The organism is Xanthobacter sp. YC-JY1, from assembly GCF_021730305.1.
In the GTDB taxonomy this organism is placed as follows: Bacteria; Pseudomonadota; Alphaproteobacteria; order Rhizobiales; family Xanthobacteraceae; genus Xanthobacter; species Xanthobacter flavus.
The window spans coordinates 1863826-1888494 of record NZ_CP032674.1 but is presented as its reverse complement, the minus strand read 5'-3'; the positions used below and the strand labels follow the sequence as shown (position 1 = coordinate 1888494).

At 68.4% G+C, this 24669-nt stretch carries 23 protein-coding genes; 13 read left to right on the top strand and 10 right to left on the bottom strand.

Annotated features, from left to right (window positions below):
• Nucleotides 1-108: 108 nt before the first annotated feature.
• The gene (locus D7006_RS08815; RefSeq protein WP_237356318.1) at nt 109-1467 is read left to right on the top strand and encodes an MFS transporter; all 1359 of its coding nucleotides are present in this window, start codon (nt 109-111) and stop codon (nt 1465-1467) included.
• Between the two features lie 10 nt (nt 1468-1477).
• Here the strand turns inward: D7006_RS08815 and D7006_RS08810 are convergent, their stop codons facing one another.
• The 4 genes from D7006_RS08810 to leuS all read right to left on the bottom strand — a co-directional run bounded on the left by D7006_RS08810 (nt 1478) and on the right by leuS (nt 6551).
• Nucleotides 1478-1930: a hypothetical protein gene (locus D7006_RS08810; RefSeq protein WP_229645764.1), complete on the bottom strand. Its 453-nt coding sequence runs from the start codon at nt 1928-1930 to the stop codon at nt 1478-1480.
• A 335-nt stretch (nt 1931-2265) separates the two neighbouring features.
• Entirely contained in the window at nt 2266-3291 is a 1026-nt protein-coding gene (gene holA / locus D7006_RS08805; protein ID WP_237356317.1) for a DNA polymerase III subunit delta, read from the bottom strand.
• A 4-nt stretch (nt 3292-3295) separates the two neighbouring features.
• The gene (gene lptE / locus D7006_RS08800) at nt 3296-3880 is read right to left on the bottom strand and encodes an LPS assembly lipoprotein LptE (RefSeq protein WP_237356316.1); all 585 of its coding nucleotides are present in this window, start codon (nt 3878-3880) and stop codon (nt 3296-3298) included.
• Entirely contained in the window at nt 3867-6551 is a 2685-nt protein-coding gene (leuS, locus tag D7006_RS08795) for a leucine--tRNA ligase (protein ID WP_237356315.1), read from the bottom strand. Before leuS ends, lptE begins: the two co-directional genes overlap by 14 nt.
• Before the next feature lie 516 nt (nt 6552-7067).
• Here leuS and D7006_RS08790 point away from each other — a divergent pair.
• Nucleotides 7068-8501, top strand: coding sequence for a sodium:proton antiporter (locus tag D7006_RS08790; protein ID WP_229645761.1), 1434 nt, complete (start codon nt 7068-7070; stop codon nt 8499-8501).
• 18 nt (nt 8502-8519) lie between these two features.
• On the opposite strand, the gene D7006_RS08785 is transcribed toward D7006_RS08790, so the two are convergent.
• The 4 genes from D7006_RS08785 to fabD form a co-directional block, all read right to left on the bottom strand.
• A complete protein-coding gene (locus D7006_RS08785) occupies nt 8520-9794 on the bottom strand; it encodes a cyclopropane-fatty-acyl-phospholipid synthase family protein (protein WP_237356314.1) in 1275 nt (424 codons plus the stop codon).
• A 253-nt stretch (nt 9795-10047) separates the two neighbouring features.
• Nucleotides 10048-12546: a hypothetical protein gene (locus D7006_RS08780; protein WP_237356313.1), complete on the bottom strand. Its 2499-nt coding sequence runs from the start codon at nt 12544-12546 to the stop codon at nt 10048-10050.
• Between the two features lie 105 nt (nt 12547-12651).
• Nucleotides 12652-13395: a 3-oxoacyl-[acyl-carrier-protein] reductase gene (gene fabG, locus D7006_RS08775; RefSeq protein WP_024279697.1), complete on the bottom strand. Its 744-nt coding sequence runs from the start codon at nt 13393-13395 to the stop codon at nt 12652-12654.
• 135 nt (nt 13396-13530) lie between these two features.
• Complete coding sequence (gene fabD / locus D7006_RS08770) at nt 13531-14517, bottom strand: ACP S-malonyltransferase (RefSeq protein ID WP_169121320.1); 987 nt, start codon at nt 14515-14517, stop codon at nt 13531-13533.
• A gap of 216 nt (nt 14518-14733) precedes the next feature.
• Between fabD and D7006_RS08765 the strand changes: the two genes are divergently transcribed.
• The 6 genes from D7006_RS08765 (at nt 14734) to D7006_RS08740 (ending at nt 19593) form a co-directional block, all read left to right on the top strand.
• Nucleotides 14734-15816, top strand: a complete 1083-nt coding sequence (locus D7006_RS08765) for a polysaccharide deacetylase family protein (protein WP_237356312.1) — start codon at nt 14734-14736, stop codon at nt 15814-15816.
• 425 nt (nt 15817-16241) lie between these two features.
• On the top strand, nt 16242-16694 hold the full coding sequence (gene rpsF / locus D7006_RS08760) for a 30S ribosomal protein S6 (protein ID WP_169121326.1): 453 nt from the start codon (nt 16242-16244) through the stop codon (nt 16692-16694).
• Nucleotides 16694-16954, top strand: coding sequence for a 30S ribosomal protein S18 (gene rpsR / locus D7006_RS08755; protein WP_169121327.1), 261 nt, complete (start codon nt 16694-16696; stop codon nt 16952-16954). The genes rpsF and rpsR overlap by 1 nt, the downstream gene beginning before the upstream one ends.
• A gap of 138 nt (nt 16955-17092) precedes the next feature.
• Nucleotides 17093-18046: a DUF2232 domain-containing protein gene (locus tag D7006_RS08750; protein WP_237356311.1), complete on the top strand. Its 954-nt coding sequence runs from the start codon at nt 17093-17095 to the stop codon at nt 18044-18046.
• Between the two features lie 40 nt (nt 18047-18086).
• Nucleotides 18087-18668: a 50S ribosomal protein L9 gene (gene rplI, locus D7006_RS08745; protein WP_169121329.1), complete on the top strand. Its 582-nt coding sequence runs from the start codon at nt 18087-18089 to the stop codon at nt 18666-18668.
• Nucleotides 18669-19173: 505 nt separating this feature from the next.
• Nucleotides 19174-19593 (top strand): hypothetical protein, encoded by a 420-nt coding sequence (locus tag D7006_RS08740; RefSeq protein WP_169121330.1) that lies wholly within the window; start codon nt 19174-19176, stop codon nt 19591-19593.
• Between the two features lie 21 nt (nt 19594-19614).
• Here the strand turns inward: D7006_RS08740 and D7006_RS08735 are convergent, their stop codons facing one another.
• A complete protein-coding gene (locus tag D7006_RS08735; protein WP_024279705.1) occupies nt 19615-19944 on the bottom strand; it encodes a multidrug efflux SMR transporter in 330 nt (109 codons plus the stop codon).
• Nucleotides 19945-20118: 174 nt separating this feature from the next.
• Here D7006_RS08735 and D7006_RS08730 point away from each other — a divergent pair, with 174 nt between their 5' ends.
• Nucleotides 20119-20577: a PaaI family thioesterase gene (locus D7006_RS08730; protein WP_371745067.1), complete on the top strand. Its 459-nt coding sequence runs from the start codon at nt 20119-20121 to the stop codon at nt 20575-20577.
• A gap of 45 nt (nt 20578-20622) precedes the next feature.
• On the opposite strand, the gene D7006_RS08725 is transcribed toward D7006_RS08730, so the two are convergent.
• A complete protein-coding gene (locus D7006_RS08725) occupies nt 20623-21387 on the bottom strand; it encodes a hypothetical protein (RefSeq protein ID WP_237356309.1) in 765 nt (254 codons plus the stop codon).
• A gap of 164 nt (nt 21388-21551) precedes the next feature.
• Between D7006_RS08725 and sfsA the strand changes: the two genes are divergently transcribed.
• The 4 genes from sfsA to D7006_RS08705 all read left to right on the top strand — a co-directional run bounded on the left by sfsA (nt 21552) and on the right by D7006_RS08705 (nt 24657).
• Entirely contained in the window at nt 21552-22265 is a 714-nt protein-coding gene (gene sfsA, locus D7006_RS08720) for a DNA/RNA nuclease SfsA (protein WP_237356308.1), read from the top strand.
• Nucleotides 22266-22360: 95 nt separating this feature from the next.
• Nucleotides 22361-23365 (top strand): L,D-transpeptidase, encoded by a 1005-nt coding sequence (locus D7006_RS08715; protein WP_237356307.1) that lies wholly within the window; start codon nt 22361-22363, stop codon nt 23363-23365.
• On the top strand, nt 23365-24246 hold the full coding sequence (mepA, locus tag D7006_RS08710) for a penicillin-insensitive murein endopeptidase (protein WP_237356306.1): 882 nt from the start codon (nt 23365-23367) through the stop codon (nt 24244-24246). Before D7006_RS08715 ends, mepA begins: the two co-directional genes overlap by 1 nt.
• Before the next feature lie 123 nt (nt 24247-24369).
• Nucleotides 24370-24657 (top strand): HdeA/HdeB family chaperone, encoded by a 288-nt coding sequence (locus D7006_RS08705; RefSeq protein ID WP_156026371.1) that lies wholly within the window; start codon nt 24370-24372, stop codon nt 24655-24657.
• Nucleotides 24658-24669: the final 12 nt, after the last annotated feature.

Genomic DNA, 24669 nt, shown 5'->3' with positions numbered 1-24669 from the left:
GGACCTCTTCACCGGTCACGCTCATAAAGCAGGGCGAGACCGGGATGCCGCGCGCAGCATCCCGCAGCGGCACGCCACCGGCGTTCCGGGAATGGCGGAAGGATCGAGATGACCGAGCAAAGCCTCAGCCCGACCGGCGCCGACGCCCCCCGCCGGCGCTCCCTGAAGGAGGCCGTCGCGCTCTATACCCAGCGCGACGTGCTCTCCGTCAGCCTGCTCGGCTTCTCCTCCGGCCTGCCGCTGGCCCTCACCGGCGGCACGCTCTCGCTGTGGATGAAGGACGTGGGGGTGACGCTCACCGCCATCGGCCTGTTCAGCCTCGTGGGCCTGCCCTACACCCTGAAATTCCTGTGGGCGCCGGTGCTGGACGCGGTGGACGTACCGATCCTGTCCCGCCTGCTCGGCCGGCGGCGCGGCTGGCTTCTGGCCTGCCAGATCGTGCTCATCGCCGCCATCGCGGCGCTCGCGCTCCAGGACCCCATCACCGCCCCCTTCGGCGTCGCCGCCTGCGCGCTGGCCGTGGCCATCGCCTCGGCGACGCAGGACATCGCGGTGGATGCCTTCCGCGTGGAGCGGCTGGAAAGCGCCCGCGAACAGGCCGCCGGCATGGCCGGATACGTCACCGGCTACCGCATCGCCATGCTGGCCACCGGCGCCGGCGTCATCGCGCTGGTCGCCTATCTGGAGACGGCGCTAGGCCTGCCGCGCGGCACCAGCTGGTTCTGGGGCTACATGATCGCCGCCGGGTGCGTGGCCATCGGCGTCATCGCCACCCTGTTCGCCCGCGAGCCCCGGGCGCCGGTGCGCGCGCCGGACGAAGGCACCGGGCATCGGCTCGTCGCCACCACCGTGGGCGCGTTCGGCGAATTCCTGCGCCGCAACCAGGCGGTGATGATCCTGCTGTTCGTGATGCTGTTCAAATTCTGCGATGCCTTCGCCGGCGTGCTCACCGGGCCGTTCGTGCTGGACATCGGCTTCTCGAAGGCGACTTACGTGGAGATCGTGAAGGTGGTGGGCTTCGGCGGCACCATCGCCGGCAGCTTCGTCGGCGCCTGGATCGCCCGTGCCCGTCCGCTGGTGACGTGCCTGTGGATCTCCGGCGTGCTGCAGATCACCTCCAACCTCGGCTTCACGCTCCAGGCCTATGTGGGCCCGAACGAGGCGGTGCTGACGGGCGTCATCCTCATCGAGAACTTCACCAGCGCCATCGGCACGGTGATCTTCGTGGCCTATCTCTCGGCCCTGTGCGGCGCGCGGGAGCACACCGCGACCCAGTACGCGCTGCTGACGGCGCTCACCGCGGTGGGCCGCACCCTGCTCGGCTCCTCCAGCGGCGCCATCGCCGAGGCGTCGGGCTGGCCGCTATTCTTCATCCTCACCGCCGTCGCTGGCCTGCCCGGCCTGGCGGCCCTCTTCTGGCTGCAGATGAAGGGCCATTTCGCCGAGCTGGCCCGCGACAGGGCCTGAGCGGCGCGCCTCAGCGCCGGCCGAAGGCGGGCCGGCTGAAGAACAGCAGCACCAGGGCAAGCGGGATCATCACGTGGTCCAGGATCTTGCCCGGCGGGGCGTGGGTGACATCCAGCGGGCGCATGTGGCCGAGCAAATAGCGGCCGGTATATTCCACGACGATGAACACCAGCAGCAGCGGGATCAGCGCCCGATAGCGCGCCAGCGCGACCACGTAGAGCAGCCCCATGATGAGCTGCGACAGGCCCCAGAGCGCGAAGACGAAAATGACCGCCTGCCCCGCCTGCACGGGCGAGAAGGTGCTCAGCGGAATATGCGCCACAGACTGCGCCCCGCCATCCGGCGCGAACATGTGGAACAGGCTGCGCCCGATGGTCATGGCCGTGATCACCGCGAACACCGCCACCACCGCACGGTGGCCGGGGAAGTGGTTGTCGATGCGTTCCGGCAGGATCCAGTTCATGCGACGCTCCGGGCAGGCTGGTGCGGGCGGCACGCGAGACGAAGCCGCCCTCCCCGGACTTATGGCATCGCTGGGCGCCAGCGCCCGATGGCGGAAAATGGCCCGAAGGGCGGGTCCGTCCGGGTTGATATCGCCCGCCTGTGAGCGGCGCTCACCCCTATCGGTGCCGTCATGCCCGGCCTTGTGCCGGGCATCCACGTCGGGCCGACGGCGCCACTGTCCGTAGGATTAGTCCCAGCCGGACCACGTGGATGGCCGGGACAAGCCCGGCCATGACGGCGGTTCGGGAGTGAAGGCTGGGACAGGCCCCGCAATGACGACGCCTAAGAGCGCCCCTACCGCCGCCGCCCCGCCTGCTGGGCCACCTGCAGCACCACGCGCTCGCAGATGGCGGGGGCGAGGGGCGCGTTGCGGCGGGCGGCGAGGACGGCGTCGTCCACGGCGAGCAGCGCCTTCATGCAGCGGTCGGGATCGAGGCCGCGCAGGGCCTTCTCCAGCTTGGGCTTGCGCGAGAAATGCACCGGCGGGCGGGCGGAGCCGACCACCGTCTCGGGGCTCGATCCCCCCGCCACGGCCAGCGTCATGGGATGCAAGGCGGTGAGTGCGCGCAGCAAGCCGCCGAGCACGGCATCCGGCCGCGTCGCGGCGCCGAAGGCCTTGGAGAGCGCCGCCAGCGCGTCCCGCGTCTCGCCGGCGAGGGCGGAATCCACCACGTCGTCCAGCGCCAGGGCCGAGGCGTCGCCGACGATGAGGCGCACATCCTCCAGCGTCACCCGCTCGGTGCCCATGGCATAGAGGATGAGCTTGGCGATCTCGCCGCGCGAGGCCAGCCGGTCGCCGCCGATGAGCGAGACGAGCAGTTCGCGCGCGTCGCGATCGATGGACAGGCCGGCCTCCGCCATCATCGCATCGACGAGGCGGGCCAGATCCCGCTCGCTGTCGGCATAGCAGGCGATGGCGAGGGCGTTCTGGGCGTTCTCGCACAGGGTGCGGAGCGGGGCGCCCTTCTTCAGGTCGCCGGCCTCCACCACCACCAGCGCGTCGCAGGGGTTGGAGAGCACCGGCTGGATCGCGGGCACGATGTTCTTGGAGCCGGCACGCACCCACACCACCCGCTCGCCGCCGAACAGGCCGATGGTGGAGGTCTCGTCGATCAGCCGGCGGGGATCGGAGGCGATCTCGTCGCCCTCCAGCCGCACCAGCGCGAAGGGATCGTGGGCATCGGGCACGGCGCGGCGCACCAGTCCCTCGGCGCGTTCGCGCACGAGGCCGGTGTCGGGTCCGTAGATGAGGATGACGCTCTTTGTCCGGTCGCGCCGGGCGAGCGCCGCGTCGGCGTCGCCGGGCCGGACCGCGACCATCCGCTCAGCTCGCCGAACGGGCCGGCGGCGCGTTGCCGGTGCGGATGAACCACGCGGCGAGCTGCGCCTTGATCTGGTCCGCCACGGAGCGGGCGGCGCGCTTCTCGGCGTCGATCTGCGCGCTGTAATTGGCGAAGCGCTGGTCGCTGGTGTCGATGGTGGCCGTGCCGGTGGCGGCGCCTTCCGTCACGGTGGCCTTCTTCTTGTCATCCGCCTTGATGATGCGCCAGTTGGCGGTGACGCGGATGATCTGGTTCTCGGGCAAGCCCGAGGCCGAATTGATGAGCGCGGTGGAGACCGAGGAATCCACCGTGATGATCATCTGCAGCGGCGCGCCCTTGGGATTCCCCTCGCCGCCGGTGAGGGCGAAGATCAGGTCGTTGCGCAGGTCGTTGCCGAGCCGCCCCTGGATCTGGACGATCTCCACGTCCTTCATCTTGTCGAGCAGCGCCGGCCCGCCGGTGGTGGAATTCTCGGCATAGAGCGGCTGAAAGCAGCCCGCGAGCGCCCCGGAAAGGGCGCACACCAGCATCAGCCGCCCGAGAAGGGCGGTGGGGCGCATGCGGAAGGACGGATCAGGCGACGACATTCACGATCCTCTGCGGCACCACGATGATACGCTTCGGCGCGCGTCCGTCGAGTGCCCGCTGGACGCTTTCCAGCGCGAGCACGGCGGCCTCGACCTCGGCCGGGGTCGCCTCGCGCGGGACGACGATATCGTCGCGCTTCTTGCCATTGATCTGGATCGGAAGTGTGACCGTGTCACGGCGCAGCAGATCGGCCTCGGTGGCCGGCCAAGAGGCCTCCGCCACCAGCGACCCGTGGCCGAGCACGCCCCAGCACTCCTCCGCGAGGTGCGGCGTCATGGGCGCCACGACGCCGGTCAGCATCTCGGCGGCTTCGCGGAGCGCGAAGGCGAGGTCTTCCGGAACCTCGGGCGCCGAGCGGGCGGCTGCGATGGCGGAGCCGAAGGCGTTGGCGAACTCGTGGACATGCGCCACGGCCACGTTGAAGCGCAGCCGTTCGATGTCCTCGGCCACCGTCGCCACCAACCCGTGGGCGGCGCGGCGCAGGCCGAGGGCCTGCTCGCCGAAGGTCGCGGGGCGCGGCGCGCCGGGCTTGGCGCCCAGCTCCACCGCCTCGTTCACCAGGCGCCACACGCGCTGCACGAAGCGCCAGGCGCCCTCGATGCCGCCCTGCGTCCACTCGCTGTCGCGCTCGGGCGGGGTGTCGGAGAGCATGAACCAGCGGGCGCAGTCCACGCCGTAGGTATCCGCGACCACCTCGGGCGCCACCACGTTGCGCTTGGACTTGGACATCTTCTCCGGCGGGGAGACGGTGACGGGCGTGCCGTCCGAGATCCGCACCGCCTTGCCGTTGCCGAGGAGCTTCACCTCCTCCGGGAACAGCCACTTGCCCTCGGTATCCTTGTACGTCTCGTGGACGATCATGCCCTGGGTAAAGAGGCCGGCGAACGGCTCTTCCAGGTCCACCCGGCCGCAATGCTTGAGCGCGCGGGTGAAGAAGCGGGAATAGAGCAGGTGCAGGATCGCGTGCTCGATGCCGCCGATATACTGGTCCACCGGCAGCCAGTGGGAGACCGCCGCCTTGTCCAGCGGCTTCTCCACGTTGTCCGAGGCGTAGCGCAGGAAGTACCAGGACGAATCCACGAAGGTGTCCATGGTGTCCGTCTCGCGCCGGGCCGGCTTGCCGCACTTGGGGCACGGCACGTCGCGCCACGCCTTGGCGCGGTCGAGCGGATTGCCGGGACGGTCGAAGGTGACGTCGTCCGGCAATTCCACCGGAAGCTGGTCACGGGGCACGCCCACCGGGCCGCAATCGTCGCAATGGATGACCGGGATGGGGCAGCCCCAATAGCGCTGGCGCGAGATGCCCCAGTCGCGCAGGCGGAAGTTCACCCGCCTTGTGCCCTGCGGCTCTCCGGCGACGCGGAAGCGCTCCAGCTGGCGGGCCACCGCCTCCTTGGCCTCGGGCACGCTCATGCCATCGAGGAAGGCGGAGTTGAACAGGGTGCCGTCGCCGTCATACGGCCCCTCGGCCACCGAGAAGGTGGCGGGGTCCGCGCCCTCGGGCAGCACCACGGGGGTGATGGCGAGGCCGTATTTGGTGGCGAAGTCGAAGTCGCGCTGGTCGTGGGCCGGGCAGCCGAAGATGGCGCCGGTGCCGTAGTCCATCAGCACGAAGTTGGCGACATAGACCGGCACGGTGCGCGTGGCGTCCAGCGGATGGACGACGCTGAGGCCGGTGGCGTAGCCCTTCTTCTCCTGCGTCTCGATCTCTTCCGCCGAGGTGCCGCCGCGCTTGCACTCGGCGATGAAGGCGGAGAGCTGCCCGTCCGTGCCGGCGAGGTGCTTGGCCAGCGGATGGTCGGGCGAGAGCGCGAGGAAGGAGGCGCCGAACAGGGTGTCCGGGCGGGTGGTGTAGACCTTCACCGCCTTGGTGTCGGCCGGCAGCTTGCCGGCGGCGAGCGAGCCCTTGGCGAACTCGAACAGCACCTCGAGACCTTCCGAGCGGCCGATCCAGTTGCGCTGCATGAGGCGCACCTTGTCCGGCCAGCGGTCGAGCGTGTCGATGGCGTCGAGCAGCTCCTGGGCGAACTGGGTGATGCGCAGGAACCACTGCGACAGCTTGCGCCGCTCCACGATGGCGCCGGAGCGCCAGCCGCGGCCATCGATGACCTGCTCGTTGGCGAGCACGGTGTTGTCCACCGGGTCCCAATTGACCTCGCTCTCCTTCCGGTAGGCGAGGCCATTGTCCAGGAAGTCGAGGAAGATGCGCTGCTGCTCCACGTAATAAGACGGGTCGCAGGTGGCGATCTCGCGGTTCCAGTCCAGCGAGAGGCCGAGCAGCTGGAGCTGCTCGCGCATGGAGGCGATGTTCTCGTAGGTCCAGCTCTTGGGGTGGATGCCGCGCTCGATGGCGGCATTCTCCGCCGGCAGGCCGAAGGCGTCCCAGCCCATGGGATGGAGCACGTTGAAGCCCTGCATGCGCTTGTAGCGCGCGAGCACGTCGCCCATCACATAGTTGCGGCCGTGGCCGATATGGATGCGCCCCGACGGATAGGGGAACATCTCCATGACGAAGAATTTCGGACGCGGGTCGTCGTTGCGCGTGCGGAAGATGCCGCGTTCGGCCCAGGTCTTCTGCCACTTCGGCTCGGCTTCGCGGGCGTTGTAGCGGTCCTGGGTGCGTTCTTGCGCGCGCTCGGGGGCGTGCTCCGTCATACGATCTTGGGTCATGGGTCCGTCAGGCGTCGAAACGGCCGGGACTAGGACAGAAACCAACCCTGCGGTCAACCTTCCCGCACCGCCGAAGCGCTTCCTCGAGCGACGGCGGCCAACGCGAGCCCCCCCCACCGTTCCCCGCACAAGCGACGGCGCCAGCCGGAGCGCTGATCCGGGGTCCAGCGCAAGAACTCCCGCGCAGCGGGCCGTCCCCCCTCTCCCCTCGCGGGAGAGGGGCCGGGGGGTGAGGGGGCTGGCGCCGCACGACCCATCCGACGGGGCAAGGGGAACCACACCCCTCACCCCTCACCTCTCCCCTCTCACCCCACCCCTATCCCGCGAGGGGAGAGGGGCATGGCCGGTGCATTCCGATGACGCTGGATGCGTCCGGCGCGGCATGCGTCCGGGGCGCGCGGGCGGTTCTCCTGTCGGACAACGGGGCCGGTTTGGCCTTGCCACATGCCGGCCCATCGTCCATCAAACCCTGGGATATCTACGGGGAGGGTGGCGATGACGGCGCCGGGTCGCGGGATGAGAGTCGCTTCGGGAATTGCCGCAACACTCCTCCTGACCACCCTCTCGGCCGCGCCGGCACTGGCGGCGGACGGAGTCCCCGCCCTCAACGGCGCCAAGCTCCCGCTGCTCTGGGGCATTCCCTTTGCCGGAATGCTGCTGTCGATCGCCCTGTTCCCGCTGCTCGCGTCGCACTTCTGGCACCACCATTACGGCAAGGTGGCGCTGTTCTGGGGCCTCGCCTTCGCCGTGCCCTTCTCCCTCACCTACGGGCCGTCGGCGACGGCGCACGAGGTGGTGCATACGGCGATCCTGGAATACATCCCCTTCATCATCCTGCTGTTCGCCCTGTTCACCGTGTCCGGCGGCATCCTCGTCACCGGCAACATCAAGGGCACGCCCCTGGTGAACACGGTGATCCTCGCCATCGGCACGGTCATCGCCAGCCTCATCGGCACCACCGGCGCCTCCATGGTGCTGATCCGCCCGCTGCTGCGCGCCAATGACGGACGCCGGCACAACGTGCACACGGTGGTGTTCTTCATCTTCCTGGTGTCGAACATCGGCGGCTCGCTGACGCCGCTGGGCGATCCGCCGCTGTTCCTCGGCTTCCTGAAGGGCGTGAACTTCTTCTGGACAACCACGCATCTGCTGCACGACACGGCGGTGGTCGCGGCCTTCCTGCTCGTCGCCTACTACCTGCTGGACCGCTATTTCTACAGCCGCGAGGATGCGACCGCGCGCAAGGCGCCGGACCCGACGCCCACCACCGAGCGCCTCGGCCTGCGCGGCGCGCAGAACGTGCCGCTGCTGGGCGGCATCATCGGCGCCATCCTCATCTCGGCGCTGTGGAAGCCGGGCATCAATTTCGACGTCTACGGCACCCACGTGGAGCTGCAATGGGTGGTGCGCGACGTTCTGCTCCTGGTGTTCGCCCTGATCTCGCTGGCCATCACCCCGGCGCTGGTGCGCGAGCGCAACGGCTTCGACTGGGAACCCATCAAGGAGGTGGCGAAGCTGTTCGCCGCCATCTTCCTCACCATCATTCCGGTGATCGCGATCCTCAAGGCCGGCACCAGCGGCGCGCTGGCCCCGCTGGTCAATCTCGTCACCGCCCCGGACGGCCAGCCGGTCAATGTCTGGTACTTCTGGCTGACGGGCGCGCTCTCCGCCTTCCTCGACAACGCCCCGACCTATCTCGTCTTCTTCAACCTCGCCGGCGGCGACCCCCACCAGCTGATGGGGCCGCTGGCGGTGACGCTGGAGGCCATCTCGGCCGGCGCGGTGTTCATGGGCGCCATCACCTATATCGGCAACGCGCCCAACTTCATGGTGCTCTCCATCGCCCGCCACCGCGGCGTGAAGATGCCGAGCTTCTTCGGCTACATGGCGTGGTCCCTCACCTTCCTGCTGCCGCCCTTCGCCCTCATCACCTGGCTGTATTTCGTCTGAGGGCGGTCCTCGCGGGGGCTATTCCCCCGCGAGCCGCAGCGGCGTGGCGCAGCCGGCCTCGGCCCGGCGGAGCCGTGCTTCCGCCTCGGCGATGTAGCCGCGGGTGAGCGGCACCGCATCCTGCCGGCGGGCAAGCTGGATCTGGAACACGTTCAGCCCCTGGTGCCGGAAGCCCATCTCGCTGGCCGCGAGATAGAATTCCCACATCCGGCAGAAACGCTCGTCGGTGAGCCGCGCCGCCTCCTCCCGGCGGGCGAGGAAGCGCTGGCGCCATGCCTTCAGCGTCTCGGCATAATGCAGCCGCAGCAGCTCGATGTCGGTGACGACGAGCCCGCTCTTCTCGATGTGCGGCGTCACCTCCGACAAAGCGGGAATGTAGCCGCCGGGGAAGATGTAGCGCGCGATGAACGGGTTGGTGACGCCCGGCGGGTCGGACCGCCCGATGGCGTGCAGCAGCATCACGCCGTCTTCCTTCAAGAGGCCCTTCGCCTTGCGGAAGAATTCGCCGTAATGGGCCACGCCCACATGCTCGAACATGCCCACCGAGACGACGCGGTCGAACGGACCCTCCACGTCCCGATAGTCGCGCAGCGCGAAGGAGACATGCCCCGCCATGCCCCGCTCGTCGGCGCGGGCGGTGGCCAGCGCCAGCTGCTCCTGCGAGAGGGTGACGCCGGAGACCTGCGCCCCCGCCATCTCCGCGAGATAGAGCGCAAGCCCGCCCCAGCCGGAGCCGATGTCCAGCACCTTCAACCCCGGCCGGTCCAGCACCAGCTTCGCCGCGATGTGGCGCTTCTTGGCGAGCTGGGCGTCGTCGAGGCTCTGCCCCTCATGCTCGAAATAGGCGCAGCTGTATTGCCGGTCGTGATCGAGGAAGAGGGAATAGAGCCGGCCGTCGATGTCGTAATGGTGCGCCACGTTGCGCCGCGACCGCTCGGGCGGGTTGAACTGGGCGATGCGCCGGCCCAGCCGCCGCAGCACATGGAATGCCTTGGCCGGTACGCTCGGATTGAAGGCGGCGGGCTGGGACATGAGCAGCGCGAGGAGATCGGCGATGCTGCCGACCTCCATCACCAGCGTGCCGTCCATATAGGCCTCGCCGAGCTTCAGCTCGGGATCGAGGATGATGCCGCGCTCGGCCTCGGCGCTGGTGAAGCGGACGGCGAGCGGCGCGGGCGGCGGTCCGGCGCGGGGGGGCGTACTCACTGTGAAGCTCCGGCCCGAGGCCGTCGTGACCTTCAGCGCGCCATCCACGATGACGCGTCGCAGCAGTATTTCCAGCAACCGTTCCATCGGCCGCCTCCGCGCTCGTCCGCTCGATCCTTTCCCGCCTCCCGGCAACGCCTGCGCTGGAGCTTCGATGACTTGCGAACCGGCACCAGCACGCGGCGCAAGGAGCGTTCGGGCCACCCCCTGCGACCCGAAATTCCCTGCCTGAAGCGCCGCAACGGAGAGATGAAAACACCAACCGTGCCGCACCGCAATACGGCACGCGACGATTTGACCCGGCGACGCTGGAGATGGCGGGGTGCGGAGCCTTCGCCCCTCAGGGCGCCGGCCCGGTGCAGGCTTCCGAGCGGGTGGCGAGGGCGCTCCACACCTGCTCCACCGCCGTGCGGTTGTTGCAGCGGTCGGCGGTGGGCTCCAGTTGCTCGTGCAGGTTCATCTGCACGGGCTTGGAGAGCCACCAGCTCATGGAGACCTGCCGGATCTTCTCCGGGGTGGCGGTGCCCACCGGGCAGCGGCCGGCGCTATCCTCGGGCCAGACCTTGATTTGCACGAGGTTCACCGGGCAGCGCCCGCCGAAGCGGGCATCGAGCCAGGCGGCGGCGTGGGCGACGGCGAGCCGGCCGCGTCCGCCGCGCACCGCGCCGATGGCGCCAAACGGACCGGCGACCTCGGGCAGGAAGCTGTGCTCGGCGGCGTCGGGCACCACCACGCCGCGGGCGGTGCGCTCCTCGGTGAGCACGCTCTGCGGATCATTGGAGATGACGAGGACGAAGGGGGCGAGCGCCGGCTCCACGTCCACCATGGCCTGCGCCAGCTCGAGCGCGCTCTCGGCCCCGAAATTCTCGAAATAGCCGCCGTCCACAATGCGGTCCACCACGTCCGTGTCCACCTGATAGATGGAGCCCGGCGGCGAGATCACCGGGAAGCGGGCCGAATTGGTGGCCGCCGTGGAGAGCCGCACGTCGAGGTCCGAGCGCACGAGGCTGTGGAAGTCGATGGCGTGGGTGAAGATGGGGCATTCGGCGTTGGGGCCGCCGCTCGGGCAGCGGCTGGCGGCCGCGTAGGTCGGCAGGAGGTCGGTGGTGATGATGCGCTGGCCGGTCTCCACCGAGGTGCCGTTGAGGACGAGATAGGGCACCCAGTGCTCGGGATCGCGCGGGGCGCTGAGGAACGGCTCGGAGAGGCGGCGGGCGGCGCCCGGGCCGGCAGGGGCGCCCGGCGCCCCCGCGTGACGGGCGAAGCTCGCCTCCCAGGCCTCCTCCAGCAGCGCGGCGCGATCGCGCAGGAAGAGCTGCACCTGATCGTGGAAGGCGAGGCCGAAGAAGGTGGCGGTGAGGAAGTCGTCCGCCGTCATGCTCTCCAGGCAGTCGCGCCAGCCATGGATGGCGCCGCCGAACCAGTGGGCCGGCGCCTTCTCCGGGCAAGGCGGCGCCTTGCCGGTGCGGGCGGACAAGGCGGCGGCGACCACCGCCGCGCCGTAGGAGCCGCCGGAGACGCCGGAGATGGCGAACAGGCGGGTGGCGATGTCCTTCCCATCAAGCGCGCTCTGGATGGCCGGCGTGAAGCGCCCGTCATCCCGCGCCACGCGGCTCACCTTGGAGCCGTCGGCGCGGGTGAAGCTGAAGGCCGGCTTCTGCTGGTCGTAGTCGAGGAAATGGCCGATCACGCTGGCGGTGAAGAAGCCCGCCCGGCTCGCCCCGCCGGCCGCGGCGACGATGATCGGGCGTGGACAGGACGAGGGCTGCCCGGCGCAGCTATTGGCCTGCATCCACAGATGGACGGCCTGCACGAGGCTGGTGCGGCGGTAGGCCGGCTCGTCGGCGGTCACGGTCCGCACCGCGTGATTGTCGCCGAACACATAGACGCCGATGGCGCCGGCGATGAACAGGCCGGTCAGGATCGGCACATGGAAGCGCCGCCCCACCGAGGACAAATAGGCGAGGATGGGCACCCAGCCGCCGAAGATCAGCGGCACGGCATAAGCGAGCGGCAGGCGCGCGGCGAGCCAGTGCGGGCTCGCCACCAGCACGGCCACCACCAGCAATGCGTAGACCAGGAGCGCGAGGCGGCCGGAGGCGTGGAGCTGGCCCTCGGCATCGTCCCGCCGGGGCGCGATGCCGAGCAGCCCGAACACCGGCTTCAGCCAGCGCCCGAGCGCGCGATCGAGCGCGGCCAGGGCCTGCACCTGCGTCAGCCGTCCGCGCAGCACGCAATAAAGATAGAAGAGCGGCACCGCCGCCAGCATGGCCCAGACCAGCAGCACGAGCTGGTGGTGGGCGGCATCGACGGCGGGGCGGTCCGCCAACGTCGGCAGGTTGGAGATGGCCGCGTTGGCGCCGATGGCGAAGATGAGGAAGGGGAGCACGCCGATGAGGCGGGGCACCTCGCGCACCATCGCCGCCATCAGCCAGTCGTGCCCCGCAATGCCACGGCGGCCGGCGGCGGAATCGCGCCGGGCGACCTTGGCGGCGAGGCCGTTGTCCGTCTCCACCAGCAGCCGCGCGGCGTAGTGCACCGGCATGGCCCACAGCAGGAAGACGGCACCGACGAGGGAGAGGATTGCGCGGGAGACGCCGGCTGTCGCGCCCACCGGGGCGCCGGCCATGGCGACGTCGAGGGTCACGTCCTGCGCCTGCGTCACGCCGGCCATCATGGCGAGGCCGAGGAGGACGCTGAGCAGCGGAACCCGGACCACCCACAGAACGAGCGAGAAATCGAGAATGCGGCCCCAGAAACGCGACAGCGCGCCCCTCGGCTTCTGCCGCAAAGGCACATCCGCCGGCCGAGAGCCCGCGCGCACCCGCTCTATCCTCATGCGTGCCTCCCATGCCCCCGCACGCACATCAAGAATAGATGAGTTCCCATCCCGCGTACAACGTCCACCCGGTTGAAGGTACCGGGTGGACGCGACGGGATCGGGTCAGATCATCGCCATGCCGCCGTTGACGTGCAGCGTCTGGCCGGTGACGTAGGCGGCCTCGTTGGAGGCGAGGTAAACGCAAGCGGCGGCGATGTCCTCGGGCGTGCCGAGCTTGGCGGCGGGCACGGCCTTGAGGATGCCCTCGCGCTGCTTCTCGTTGAGCGCGTCGGTCATGGGGGTGGCGATGAAGCCGGGGGCGATGCAGTTCACCGTCACGCCGCGCGAGGCGACTTCCTGCGCCAGCGACTTGGACATGCCGATCATGCCGGCCTTGGCGGCGGCATAGTTGCCCTGCCCCGCATTGCCGGTGACGCCGACGATGGAGGTGATGGAGATGATGCGGCCGGAGCGGCGGCGCATCATGGTGCGCACGGCCGCGCGCGACAGGCGGAAGGCGGCGGTGAGGTTCACCGCGATCACCTGGTCCCACGCCTCATCCGACAGGCGCATGAAGATGTTGTCGCGGGTGATGCCGGCATTGTTGACGAGGATATCCACATGCCCGCCCAGCGCCTCCTCGGCGGCGGGGATGAGCTTCTCCACCTCTTCGGTGTTGCCGAGGTTGCAGGGCAGCACGATGACGCGCTCGCCGCCCATCTCGGCGGCGATGGCATCGAGCGCCTCGCGGCGGGTGCCGGAGACGGCGACGGTGGCGCCCTGGGCATGCAGCGCCTTGGCGATGGCGCCGCCGATGCCGCCGGTGGCGCCGGTCACGAGCGCGGTCTTGCCGGTCAAATCGAACATGTCAGCCCCCAGTTTCTTTCGGGTGTCGCGGCTTTTGCGCCGCCGGTTGTATCGGCTTGGTCGGGTGGTGTCCCGACGCGCGGACGCCCTCGCCCGGATTTTTTTCCGGGGAGGGCGTCCGTCGGTGAGAAGATGTCAGGCGGCGGAAGCGGCCGCGTTGCGGGCGGCGATGAAGGCCGCCACGTCGTCGGGCGTGCCCACGGCGCTGGCCGCGATCTGCTTGTCGATGCGCTTCACGAGGCCGCAGAGCACCTTGCCGGCGCCCACCTCGACCACGCGGGTGACGCCCGCGCCAGCCATGTAGATGACGCTTTCGCGCCAGCGCACGGTGCCCGTCACCTGCTCCACCAGAAGGCGGACGATCTCGGCGGGGTCGGTGACCGGGGAGGCGCGCACATTGGCCACCAGCGGCACGCGCGGCGTCATCACGGTGGAGCCGGAAAGGGCCACTTCCATGGCCTCGGCCGCGGGGCCCATGAGGCGGCAATGGAAGGGGGCGGACACCGGCAGCAGCACCGCCTTCAGCGCCCCGCGCTCCTTGGCGATGAGGATGGCCCGCTCCACGGCGGCCTTGGTGCCGGAGACCACGACCTGCCCGGGGGCGTTGTCGTTGGCCGCCTCGCACACGTCGTCGCCGGCGGCTTCCGCCGCCACCGCGACGGCCTGGTCGTAGTCAAGGCCGAGCAGGGCGGCCATGGCGCCCTGGCCCACCGGCACCGCATCCTGCATGGCGCGGCCACGGATGCGCAGGAGCCGCGCCGCCTCGGTGACGGTGAGGGCACCGGCGGCGGCCAGCGCCGAATATTCGCCCAGCGAATGGCCGGCGACGAAGGCCGCCTCGCGGGCCAGATCAAGCCCGGCTTCCGATTCGAGAACCCGCAGCGCGGCAATGGATACCGCCATCAGCGCCGGCTGGGCGTTGGCGGTCAGGGTCAGCTCGTCGGACGGACCTTCCCACATCACCTTGGTCAGGCTGTCTCCGAGGGCGGCGTCCACCTCCTCGAAGACCGCCTTGGCGGCGGGAAAATTGTCGGCGAGGGCCTTGCCCATCCCCACGGCCTGACTGCCCTGACCCGGGAAAATGAAGGCGGTCTGGGGTGTTGTGCGCGACCCTTCGCTCATGGGCGGCCCTCCGGCTGGAAATTGGGGAGCGCAGAGACACCGGGATTGTGGGCGAGTCAAGGCAGGGGAATCACCCGGTCAATCGGCGCGACTGTGTCAAGCCAACCTTACGATAAGGAAAGCGGGGCTTGGCCACGCCCGCTTCACAATTTATCCATAACGAGCGAGGGACATTGGGCGCAGCTCTGCACGTCCGCATCAGAAAGTGGTTCCGCCGTGAAGCCTGAAGTGAAGGCCATCCGGGGATTTCCGGCGCTTCTTGCCGCCGCTCTCCTCTCCGCCACCGTCATCGTCCCCGCCTGCGCGCAGACGCTGACGCCGTCCGGAACCGCGCCTTCCGCGCCGCCCACCTCAAGCTTCACCCCGCCGAAGCCCGCTCTGATGACCGGTCCGGTGCCCTCCTCCATGATGGAGCCGGCCCCGGCCAACCTCTCGTCGGGCTCCGGCATGTCGGCACCCGCCGCGGAGCTGACCGGCACCAATCCGCACAACCTCATCGCCTACTCCTCGGCGACGGTCGATGGCCCCTACATTGCCATCACCTTCGACGACGGCCCGAACCCCGAGACCACGCCACGCCTGCTGAAGATGCTGGAGCAGCGCGGCATCAAGGCCACCTTCTTCGTGCTCGGCAGCCGCGCCGTCGCCTCGCCCAACATCATCAAGCAGATGATCGCGCAGGGGCACGAGGTGGCGAACCATTCCTGGGACCACCCCCAGCTGCCCAAGATCCCCGTGGCCGCCGCCGACAAGCAGATCGGCGACACCAACGCCGCCATCGAGCAGATCACCGGCCTCAAGATCCACAATGTGCGCCCGCCTTACGGCGCCATGACCCCGGCGCTGCGCGCACACCTGCGCGAGAAGTTCGGCTCCACCTTCATCTACTGGTCCGTGGACCCGCTGGACTGGAAGGACCGCAATCCCACCGTCATCCACGACCGCATTGTCTCCCATGTGCATCCCGGCGCGATCATCCTCGCCCATGACATCCACCCCACCACGGTGGATGCCATGCCCAAGACGCTCGATGACCTCCTCGCCAAGGGCTACAAGTTCGTGACCGTCTCGCAGCTCATCGCCATGAACAAGGCGATGCCCGAGCCCAAGGTCGCCTCCCTCAACCCGGCGCCCAAGAAGAAGCCGAAGGCGCAGAGCACGGCGGCCGCCGCCAACACGACCGGCTCCACCGGCGCCAAGCCGGCCTCCACCGCCCCCAAGCCCGTCAGCGCCAAGCCCGCCAACACCAAGCCGGCCTCCACCGCGCCCCGCCCGCCGGCCAGCGTCGGGCTGTACTGAGGGAACAGGGGCGGGAGAACCACCTCGCGCCCCGGACGCATGCAGCGCGAGCGGAATGCGAGCCGGGGTCCAGCGCAAGGAACCGCCGAAGGCGCTTCCTAATCCCGCACGCTCGGGCTTTGCCCCGCTGCGCGGATGTTTCCCTGGCCCCGGATCGGCGCTCCGGCGCCGCCGTCGCTTGTCCGGGGCGCCTTGCCTTTCCGTCGAAACCTGCTATACGCCCCGCTTCCGTCGCACCCGGCCGGGGGCTGAACGGACGGTCTTCTTTTGCCGCGGCCCATCCCACGGGTTTGGCCAAGGTTTAGGAAGGCAGGGCGAAAGTCCGTCGTCCCGTGTCCCCGCCTTCCGAGCTTCGCGCCTTTCCGAAAGGCAAGAAGGGCTTGGCGCCGGTGGGCGGAAGAGTGAAACCGAAAGGCAGTGAACACATGCCGCTCTACGAGCACGTGTTCCTCGCGCGCCAGGACGTCACGGCGCAGCAGGTCGAGGAACTCACCACCCGATTCAAGGGTGTCATCGAGGCGAATGGCGGCTCGGTCGGTAAGACCGAGTATTGGGGCGTGAAGTCCCTCACCTATCGCATCAACAAGAACCGCAAGGCTCACTTCACCCTGCTCAACATCGACGCCCCCGCGGCGGCGGTGCAGGAGCTGGAGCGCCAGCAGCGCATCGACGAGGACGTCCTGCGCATCCTCACCCTGCGCGTCGAGGAGCACGAGGACGGCCCGTCCGCCATGCTCCAGAAGCGTGACCGGGACGATCGTGGCGAGCGCGGAGAGCGTGGCGACCGCGGTGATCGTGGCGACCGCTTCGGCGGCCGCGAGGATCGCCCCCGCCGTCCGCGTCCGACTGAAGAAGTGCAGGCCGAGGAGGAGAACTGATGGCTTTCGCATCGTCCGGTGGCGCCGGCGGCGGTCAGCGCCGTCCCTTCTTCCGCCGTCGCAAGACCTGCCCCTTCTCCGGCCCGAACGCGCCGAAGATCGACTACAAGGATGTGCGTCTCCTGCAGCGCTACATCTCCGAGCGCGGCAAGATCGTGCCCTCGCGCATCACGGCGGTCTCCGCCAAGAAGCAGCGCGAGCTCTCCACCGCCATCAAGCGCGCGCGGTTCCTGGGCCTGCTGCCCTTCGTGATCCGCTGATCGCCTGATCCGCTGATTGGGGCGCCCCCTTCGGGAGGGCGCCCTTCCTTTAGCGACGCGCTTCGGGGAATGACCTCCGGAGCGTCTGCTGGGGCGGAAAACCCGCCTCTAACCGCACCCGCGGGACAGCTTGTCGAGATGGTGTACCTTCTTCTCACAGGCGTGGCTGCCGGCCTCGCATCCGCCCTTCTTGCCGCCGGAGCCGCGGCGGGATCGGCGTTGGCCGTGCCCCTGTTCTATCTCTCGCCCCTGCCGGTGATGATCGCCGGCATCGCCTTCTCGCCTCTGGCGGCCTTCGTCGCCGTGATGGTGGGCGGGGCAGGCCTCGGCCTCGGCTTCGGCGGCACCTTCCTCCTGACATACATGGTCAGCCTCGGCGGACCGGCCTTCGCCTTGTCCTATGCGGCAATGCTGGCCCGGCCCGATTCCGCCGGGCGCGACGGGCTGGTGTGGTTCCCGGTGGGCGGGCTGGTGCTGCTCTCGGCCGCCGTCTCGACCCTTGCCGTCATCATCGCCCTGTTCGCCGTCGCCGGCGATTACGAGAGCTATCGCCGGGCGGTGATCGCCGCGTTCGAGGCGCTGCTTTCGGGCCAGGTGCTGCCGGGCGCGCAGCCGACCGATCCCGCCGCCGTGGGCGCCATCGTGGCGCGCCTGCTGCCGGGCATGGCGGCGGTGATGTCCATGGTCTCGCAGCTCGTCTGCCTCTATCTCGCGGCCCGCGCCGCGCTGATCTCCGGGCGCCTCAGGCGTCCGTGGCCGACGTTGTCGGCCTTCCGCCTGCCGCCCGTCACCTCGCTGGTGCTGGCGGTGGCGATCGCCTTGTCCATGGCCGGGGCGATGGTGGGACTGTCCGCCTCCGCCGCGGCCGCGACACTGGTGTGCGCGTATGCGCTCGCGGGCTTCGCCGTGGTCCATTCCGTGACCATCGGCCACTCGGCCCGCTTCCTCATTCTCGGCGCGCTGTGGCTCACCACGGCCGTGCTCGGCTGGCCGATCCTCGCCATGGCGGTGCTCGGCTTCGTCGACGCCATGTTCGACTTCCGCTCGCGCATGGGCACGGGGCAAAGCCCGCCCGCCGCGAACGACCGCTGAAATTCAACCCAATCCAACGATCAGAGACAGGAGAATCAAAATGGACGTCATTCTTCTCGAGCGCGTCGCCAAGCTTGGCCAGATGGGCGAAGTGGTGAAGGTCAAGGACGGCTTCGCCCGCAACTTCCTGCTGCCGAACGGCAAGGCCCTGCGCGCCACCAAGGCGAACAAGGACCGCTTCGAGACCATGAAGATCGAGCTCGAGGCCCGCAACCTGGAGCGCCGCAAGGACGCCGAGGCGGTGGCCGAGAAGCTCGCCGGCCAGGCCGTGGTGATGATCCGTCAGGCCGGCGAGAGCGGCCAGCTCTACGGCTCGGTCTCCACCCGCGACATCGCCGACGGCTTCACCGCTTCCGGCTTCCACCTCGATCGCGGCCAGATCGTGCTGAACCACCCCATCAAGACCCTGGGCCTGCACGTGGTGCCGGTGAGCCTGCACCCCGAGGTCGAGGTGACCGTGCAGGTCAACGTCGCCCGCAACGCGGAAGAGGCCGAGCGTCAGGCCCGCGGCGAGGACGTGCGCACCGCCCGTGACGAAGACGCCGAGATCGAGGCCGAGCTCGCCATCGAGCGCGCCGCCGTGGCCGCCGAACTGGCCGCCGAGGAAGGCGAGGAAGCCTGATTTCGGTCTGAGGCCTGCGGCGCTGGCGCCCCGGCGCCGGTTTCGAGCCCTGAACACGGCGTCCCGGCCTCACCGCCGGGGCGCCGTTTTCGTTTCCGGGTGCGGGCTCCGGCTCGCATTCCGCTTTGTCCGGTCGTCATGCACGGGCTTACCGCCCCTCACATCGCGCTGCCTTTGCGGGCGCCCGGTGCCTCGTTCCCCGGACAAGCGACGGCGCAGCCGGAGCGCTGATCCGGGGTCCAGCGCAGAATATCCGCGCAGCGGGGCAATGCCCTGAGAGCGTCGGGGGCCGGAAGCGCCTTCGGCGGTCTTTAGCGCTGGGCCCCGGCTCGCATTGGGCTGACGCTCCATGCGCCCGGGGCGCCTCGCTTGTCCGGGGCGCGAGGCGCGACACGCTGATGCGGCGGGATACCGTCAGCCACGCGTCTCAATTAAACTTCCCCCGTTTCATCCGCCGCCGGCCCGACCGGCACCCTTTTCAGTCAAGTCATTGGAGCTGCCCGCCATGGCGCGCGCCCGCACCGCCTATCTCAACCGGGCCGATGTGCCCGACCGTGCCGCGCTTCAGGCGGCGCTCGATGCCTTTAAGCTCAAGCTGGTGCTGGATGACGGCTATGTGCCGCTGGAAACCTCCGGCTACCTGCCCTGCACCCTCCACGGCGAGGATGCCGGCTTCACCCTGCGGTTTCGCGACGTGGGGGAGGATGGCGGCAAATATCCCGCCCTCGCCCCGGTGCTGGGCGCGCGGGACGTGGCCGCCGACATCAAGTGGACCGGGGACATCCGCGAGGAGGTGAGCGCCATGGCCGTGCTCGCCGCCCTCGCCGGCGCGTTCGGCGCCGTGGTGCACGACCCGGAGAAGGACGCGCTCATCGAGGCGAAAAAGCTCCTCTCCCGCGCCAAGGAAGGCGCCGAGGAGCTGTAGGCGTCTCGCCGATGCTTCGCCTCAGTGGGCGACGCTCTTCGACAAGAGGTTGATGACGACCACGCCGGCGATGATGAGCCCGAGGCCGATCAGCGCCGCGAGGTCCAGCTTCTGGCCGTAATAGATCCAGGCGAAACCCGTGACGAGCACGATGCCGACGCCGGACCAGATGGCATAGGCGATGCCGACCGGCAGGGTGCGGAGCGTCAGCGACAGGCAGAAGAAGGCGATGGCATAGCCGATCACCACGATGACCGAGGGGCCGAGCTTGGTGAAGCCTTCCGCCGACTTGAGGGCCGAGGTGGCGATGACCTCGGCGACGATGGCGATGAGAAGATAGACGTAGCTCATGTGACCGGCCCCCATGCCGCGGCACTCCGCGGCCCCAGCGCAGCAAAGGCGCCGGCCCCGCTGGTGTCAACGCGGGGAAACTCCGCAGCGCCGGCCGGCCCCGCCTTTCAGTTGGAGGTGCCGTCATCGCCCGGCTATGCTCCCTCCCCTCCCCTTCCCAGCATGACGGCCACCGTGACCGAGCCCTTCACCCCCCGCGACCCCGCCTTCGAGACCAAGGTGCGCGACAGCTTCGCCCGCCAGCCCTTCATGATCCTCCTCGGCGCCGAGCTCGGCGCGGTGGCGCCGGGCCGGGTGGAGATCGTGCTGCCCTATGCGGACAAGGTGACCCAGCAGCACGGCTATTTCCACGGCGGCTCCATCGGCGCCATCGCCGACACCGCCGGCGGCTATGCCGCCTTCAGCCTGTTTCCGCCGGATTCGACCGTGCTGACGGTGGAGTACAAGATCAACATCATGGCCCCCGGCAAGGGCGAGCGGCTGGTGGCCGTGGGCGAGGTGACGCGGGCGGGGCGCACCCTCACCGTGGCGAAGGTGGAGGTCTATGCCGAGGCTGACGGCGCGCGCATCCATTGCGCCACCGCCACCCAGACCCTCATGTGCCTCGCCGGCCGCAGCGACGTGCGCGCCTGATGCTGTTCGCGGCCCCCCTGCTGCCGGGCCGGCTGATGGAAAGAATCAGGTAGCCGGAGGCAAAGGAGGGACTGCAGCTTCCAAATTATCCGCGACTGGCGCACTATCCATCACATGATCAACCGGGGGGGCACTTAGGAGAGAAGTGGCACCTCCCTCTCCATCACGAAGGAGAACGGGAAGCTGAGCCTTAATGTACTCGATAAATGGCTGCATCCTCCAATAAGCCAACTGCGCCTGACCTAACTCATATTCAATCGATTTTTTTATTGCCGTTTCCAAATGAATTGCATTTCTCAGACGATAGAATTCCTTAATTTCGCTTCCAATTGACTCTTGAACGAATCCGATTGCAACTGCCGCATCAACTTTGTCGTCGAATTTTATCGAAAATGTACTAGTTTTTTCTTTTCTTTGAACACACAAGAACACCTCTTCTCCGTCTGCGTTTGTGATATTCAATCCGCCTGGAAAAGTCGCAGCCAATTTATATGTTTTATGGTATTGAATCTTTTCCAACTCTGAATGTGATGTAAATTTATCCCATAGAAGGTAAACTATAATCGCCTCATATATTGACGCATATTGCATTATTTGAAATTTTAAATGCGCATGAAGTCGGGCTTCATCAACTGAAAGAGCTTCTCCAAGTTTGTAGATGTACCTTGCCGCGTAGAATTCTTGTGCTAATTTTTGCTTCAGTGGGATATTGTCTACAAAATCAAATTGCCTTAAAAACCAAATGTTATCTGGTAGATCGCGCTCGCAATACTCTAATACCATCTGCTTTTTTTCGACGTCGAGAGGCATTGGGTAGATCCGTGCGAATCGAGATTTCTGATTGTACCAAAAAACAAGATCAACCTCGTATGCTGGCCCGCTGCCGCTGCGACCTTTGATTATCCATCCGATCTAGAAACCAAACTTATGCGCCGCTTCAACGACCATAGCTACTCGACCGCCCGCGCCTCCTGATGCTGTTCGCGGCCCCCCTGCTGCCGGGCCGGCTGGTCCGGCGCTACAAGCGTTTCCTCGCCGACGTGGTGCTGGACGACGGCACCGAGACCACCGCCCATGTGGCGAATTCCGGCGCCATGCTGGGGCTCGATGCCCCCGGCAGCCGCGTGCTCCTCTCCCGCTCCCTCAACCCCGCCCGCAAGCTGGCCCTGAGCTGGGAGCTGGTGGAGGCCGATTTCGGTGCCGGGCCGGAATGGGTGGGGGTCAACACCATGCACCCCAATCTGCTGGTGGCCGAGGCCATCGCCGCCGGCCAGGTGCCGCCCCTCTCCGGCTACGCCCGGATGCGGCGGGAGGTGAAATACGGCAAGGCCAGCCGCGTCGACATCAAGCTGGAAGACGACGCCCGTCCCGACTGCCTCGTGGAGGTGAAGAACGTCCACCTCATGCGCGCCCCCGGCAAGGCCGAGTTCCCCGACTGCGTGACCGCCCGGGGTGCGAAGCATCTGGAGGAGCTGGCCGGCGAGGTGGCGGCCGGGCGGCGGGCGGTGATGGTCTATATCAGCCAGATCGCCTCGGCCGAATCCATCGCCCTCGCCCGCGATCTCGACCCGGCCTACAAGCGCGCCTTCGACCGGGCGCGGGACGCCGGGGTGGAGGCCCTCGCCCTCGCCTGCCGGATCACCCCGGAGGGCATCGCGGTGGCGCGGATGGTGCCCATGCTCGGCTGATTTGGTCGATTCAAGAGCTGACAGCATTGGACAGGCACCGAACCCCGGGCGAAAACGTGGTGAAACCCGATTCGGAAACCTGGGGTGAATCGCCGATGGCCGTCCCGTTCAGCCTCTCCCGCCGCGGAACCCTGAAGCTCGCCGCAACCCTCGCCGGTGCCGTGGTGGCCGATGCGATGCTGCCCGCCATCGCCGCCGACGATCCCGACCTCGCGGAAATTAAGGCTCTGAAACCAGGCACTTACGTCTGGTATCCCGAGCGCGCGCCGGACGGCTTCGTCGCCATCGTGATAAATCTGACGGACCAATTGTGCTTCGTCTACCGCAACGGTGTCCGGATAGGGGCATCCACGGTCTCCACCGGCAAGGAAGGGCACGATACCCCTACCGGGGTATTCACGATCCTGGGCAAGGACGTGGACCACCATTCCTCGCTTTATAACGACGCATCAATGCCTTACACGGAGCGCCTGACGTGGTCCGGCGTGGCCCTGCATGCGGGTGGCCTCCCCGGATACCCCTCCTCCCACGGCTGCGTGCACCTGCCGCTGGCCTTCTCCAAGCTGGTCTTCGGCATCACCCATCTGGGCACCCCGGTGATCATCGCCGACAGCCATTCGGCGCCAGAAGATGTTTTGCATCCGGGACTTATCATGAGCGAGGGGCTGGAGCAGCAGCTCGCCACCTCCGCCACCGGCGAGGGCGCCCCCCAGGATGCCACCGCCGCCCCGGAGCCGGTCTCCATGGTGGTCAGCCGGGCCGACAGCACCATCACCGTCCTCAAGGGCGCGCAGACCGCCGTGCAGGGTCCCGTGAGCATCCGCGATCCGCAGAACCCCTTGGGAAATCTCGTCTATGTGCTGATGAGCAAGGACGGGACCGCGCCCCGCTGGAGCGCCGTTTCCTATGAGGGCAGCGGCGTCGCGGCCGGTCAGGCGCAGAATGCGCTGGCCCGGATCAGCGTCGATCCCTCCATCAACAAGCAGGTGGCGGCGCTGGTGGCGCCGGGCGCGACGCTGTTCCTCACCGACCTGCCCGCCCATCCCGGAACCCGGAGCGATGGAGGATTCGTCGTTCTGGCCCAGAAGGTTACGAGCTGATGCGCCGGCTCGCCGCGGCGGCAGTCATCGCCCTCCTCGGCACCGCCGCCCAGGCCCAGCCGGCGGCCAAGCCCGCAGCCCCGGTGCCCGCCAAGGAACTGTTCGGCCGCGCCACCCAGCCGGCCCCCATGGCCGCGCGCAGCATCGGCTTCTATTCCAAGGGCTGCCTGGCCGGCGGCGAAGCCTTGCCGGTCAATGGTCCGAACTGGCAGGTCATGCGCCTGTCGCGCAACCGCAATTGGGGCCACCCGGACCTCGTGGCCTTCCTTGAACGCTTCTCGGCGCAGGTGCCTAAAGTGTCTGGCTGGCAAGGGATTTTGGTCGGCGACATGGCCCAGCCCCGGGGCGGTCCCATGCTCACCGGCCATGCCTCCCACCAGATCGGCCTCGACGCCGACATCTGGCTGACGCCCAGCCCCGGCCGGGAACTCACCCGCGAGGAACGGGAAAAGCTGTCCGCCTCAATGATGGTCCGCGCCGACCGCAAGGACATCGACCCCGCCAACTGGCGGCCGGACACCTGGAAAGTGATCCGCGCCGCCGCCGTCGAGCCGCGGGTGGAGCGCATTTTCGTCAATGCCGCCATCAAGAAGGCACTCTGCCGGGAGGCGACGGGGGACCGCTCGTTCCTCGCCAAGGTGCGGCCCTATTGGGGGCACGACTACCACATGCACATCCGCCTCACCTGCCCGGCCTCCAGCCCCGACTGCCGGCCGCAGGAAGCCACGCCGACAGGCGATGGCTGCGGATCGGAGCTGGACTGGTGGTTCACCGACGCCGTGCTGCACCCCAAGCCGGAGAAGGAGCCCTCCAAGCCCAAGCCGCCCCTCACCCTCGCCGACCTGCCGGACGCCTGCGCGGCGGTGCTCGACGCGCGCTGAGGCCTCATCCGCGCTCGCGTGAACGTGCTCGGCCGCGGTGCCGGCCTCCGGCTGGTGCCGCTTCCCTCCCCGGCGCATCATGCCACCGCAGGCCGAGGGGCCGCAGCACCATGGGAGGGCGCGATGCTGAAACGTCTGGGTGTCGGTGCAATCGTCCTGTTCGCGGGCCTGAGCCCCGCGGCGGCCGAGAAATGGGACCTTTCGACCATGACTTGCCAGCAATTCCTGCAGGCGGACAAGGATACGATCACCATCATCCTCACGTGGCTCGACGCCTACTACAAGGACGACGACGCCCCGCCGGTCATCGACACGGACAAGTTCGTGAAGAATGCCGAAAAGCTCGCCGGCTTCTGCGCGTCCTCGCCCAGCCTCGGTCTCATCACGGCGGCCGACAAGGTGTTCGACTGATCCCGGAACCCG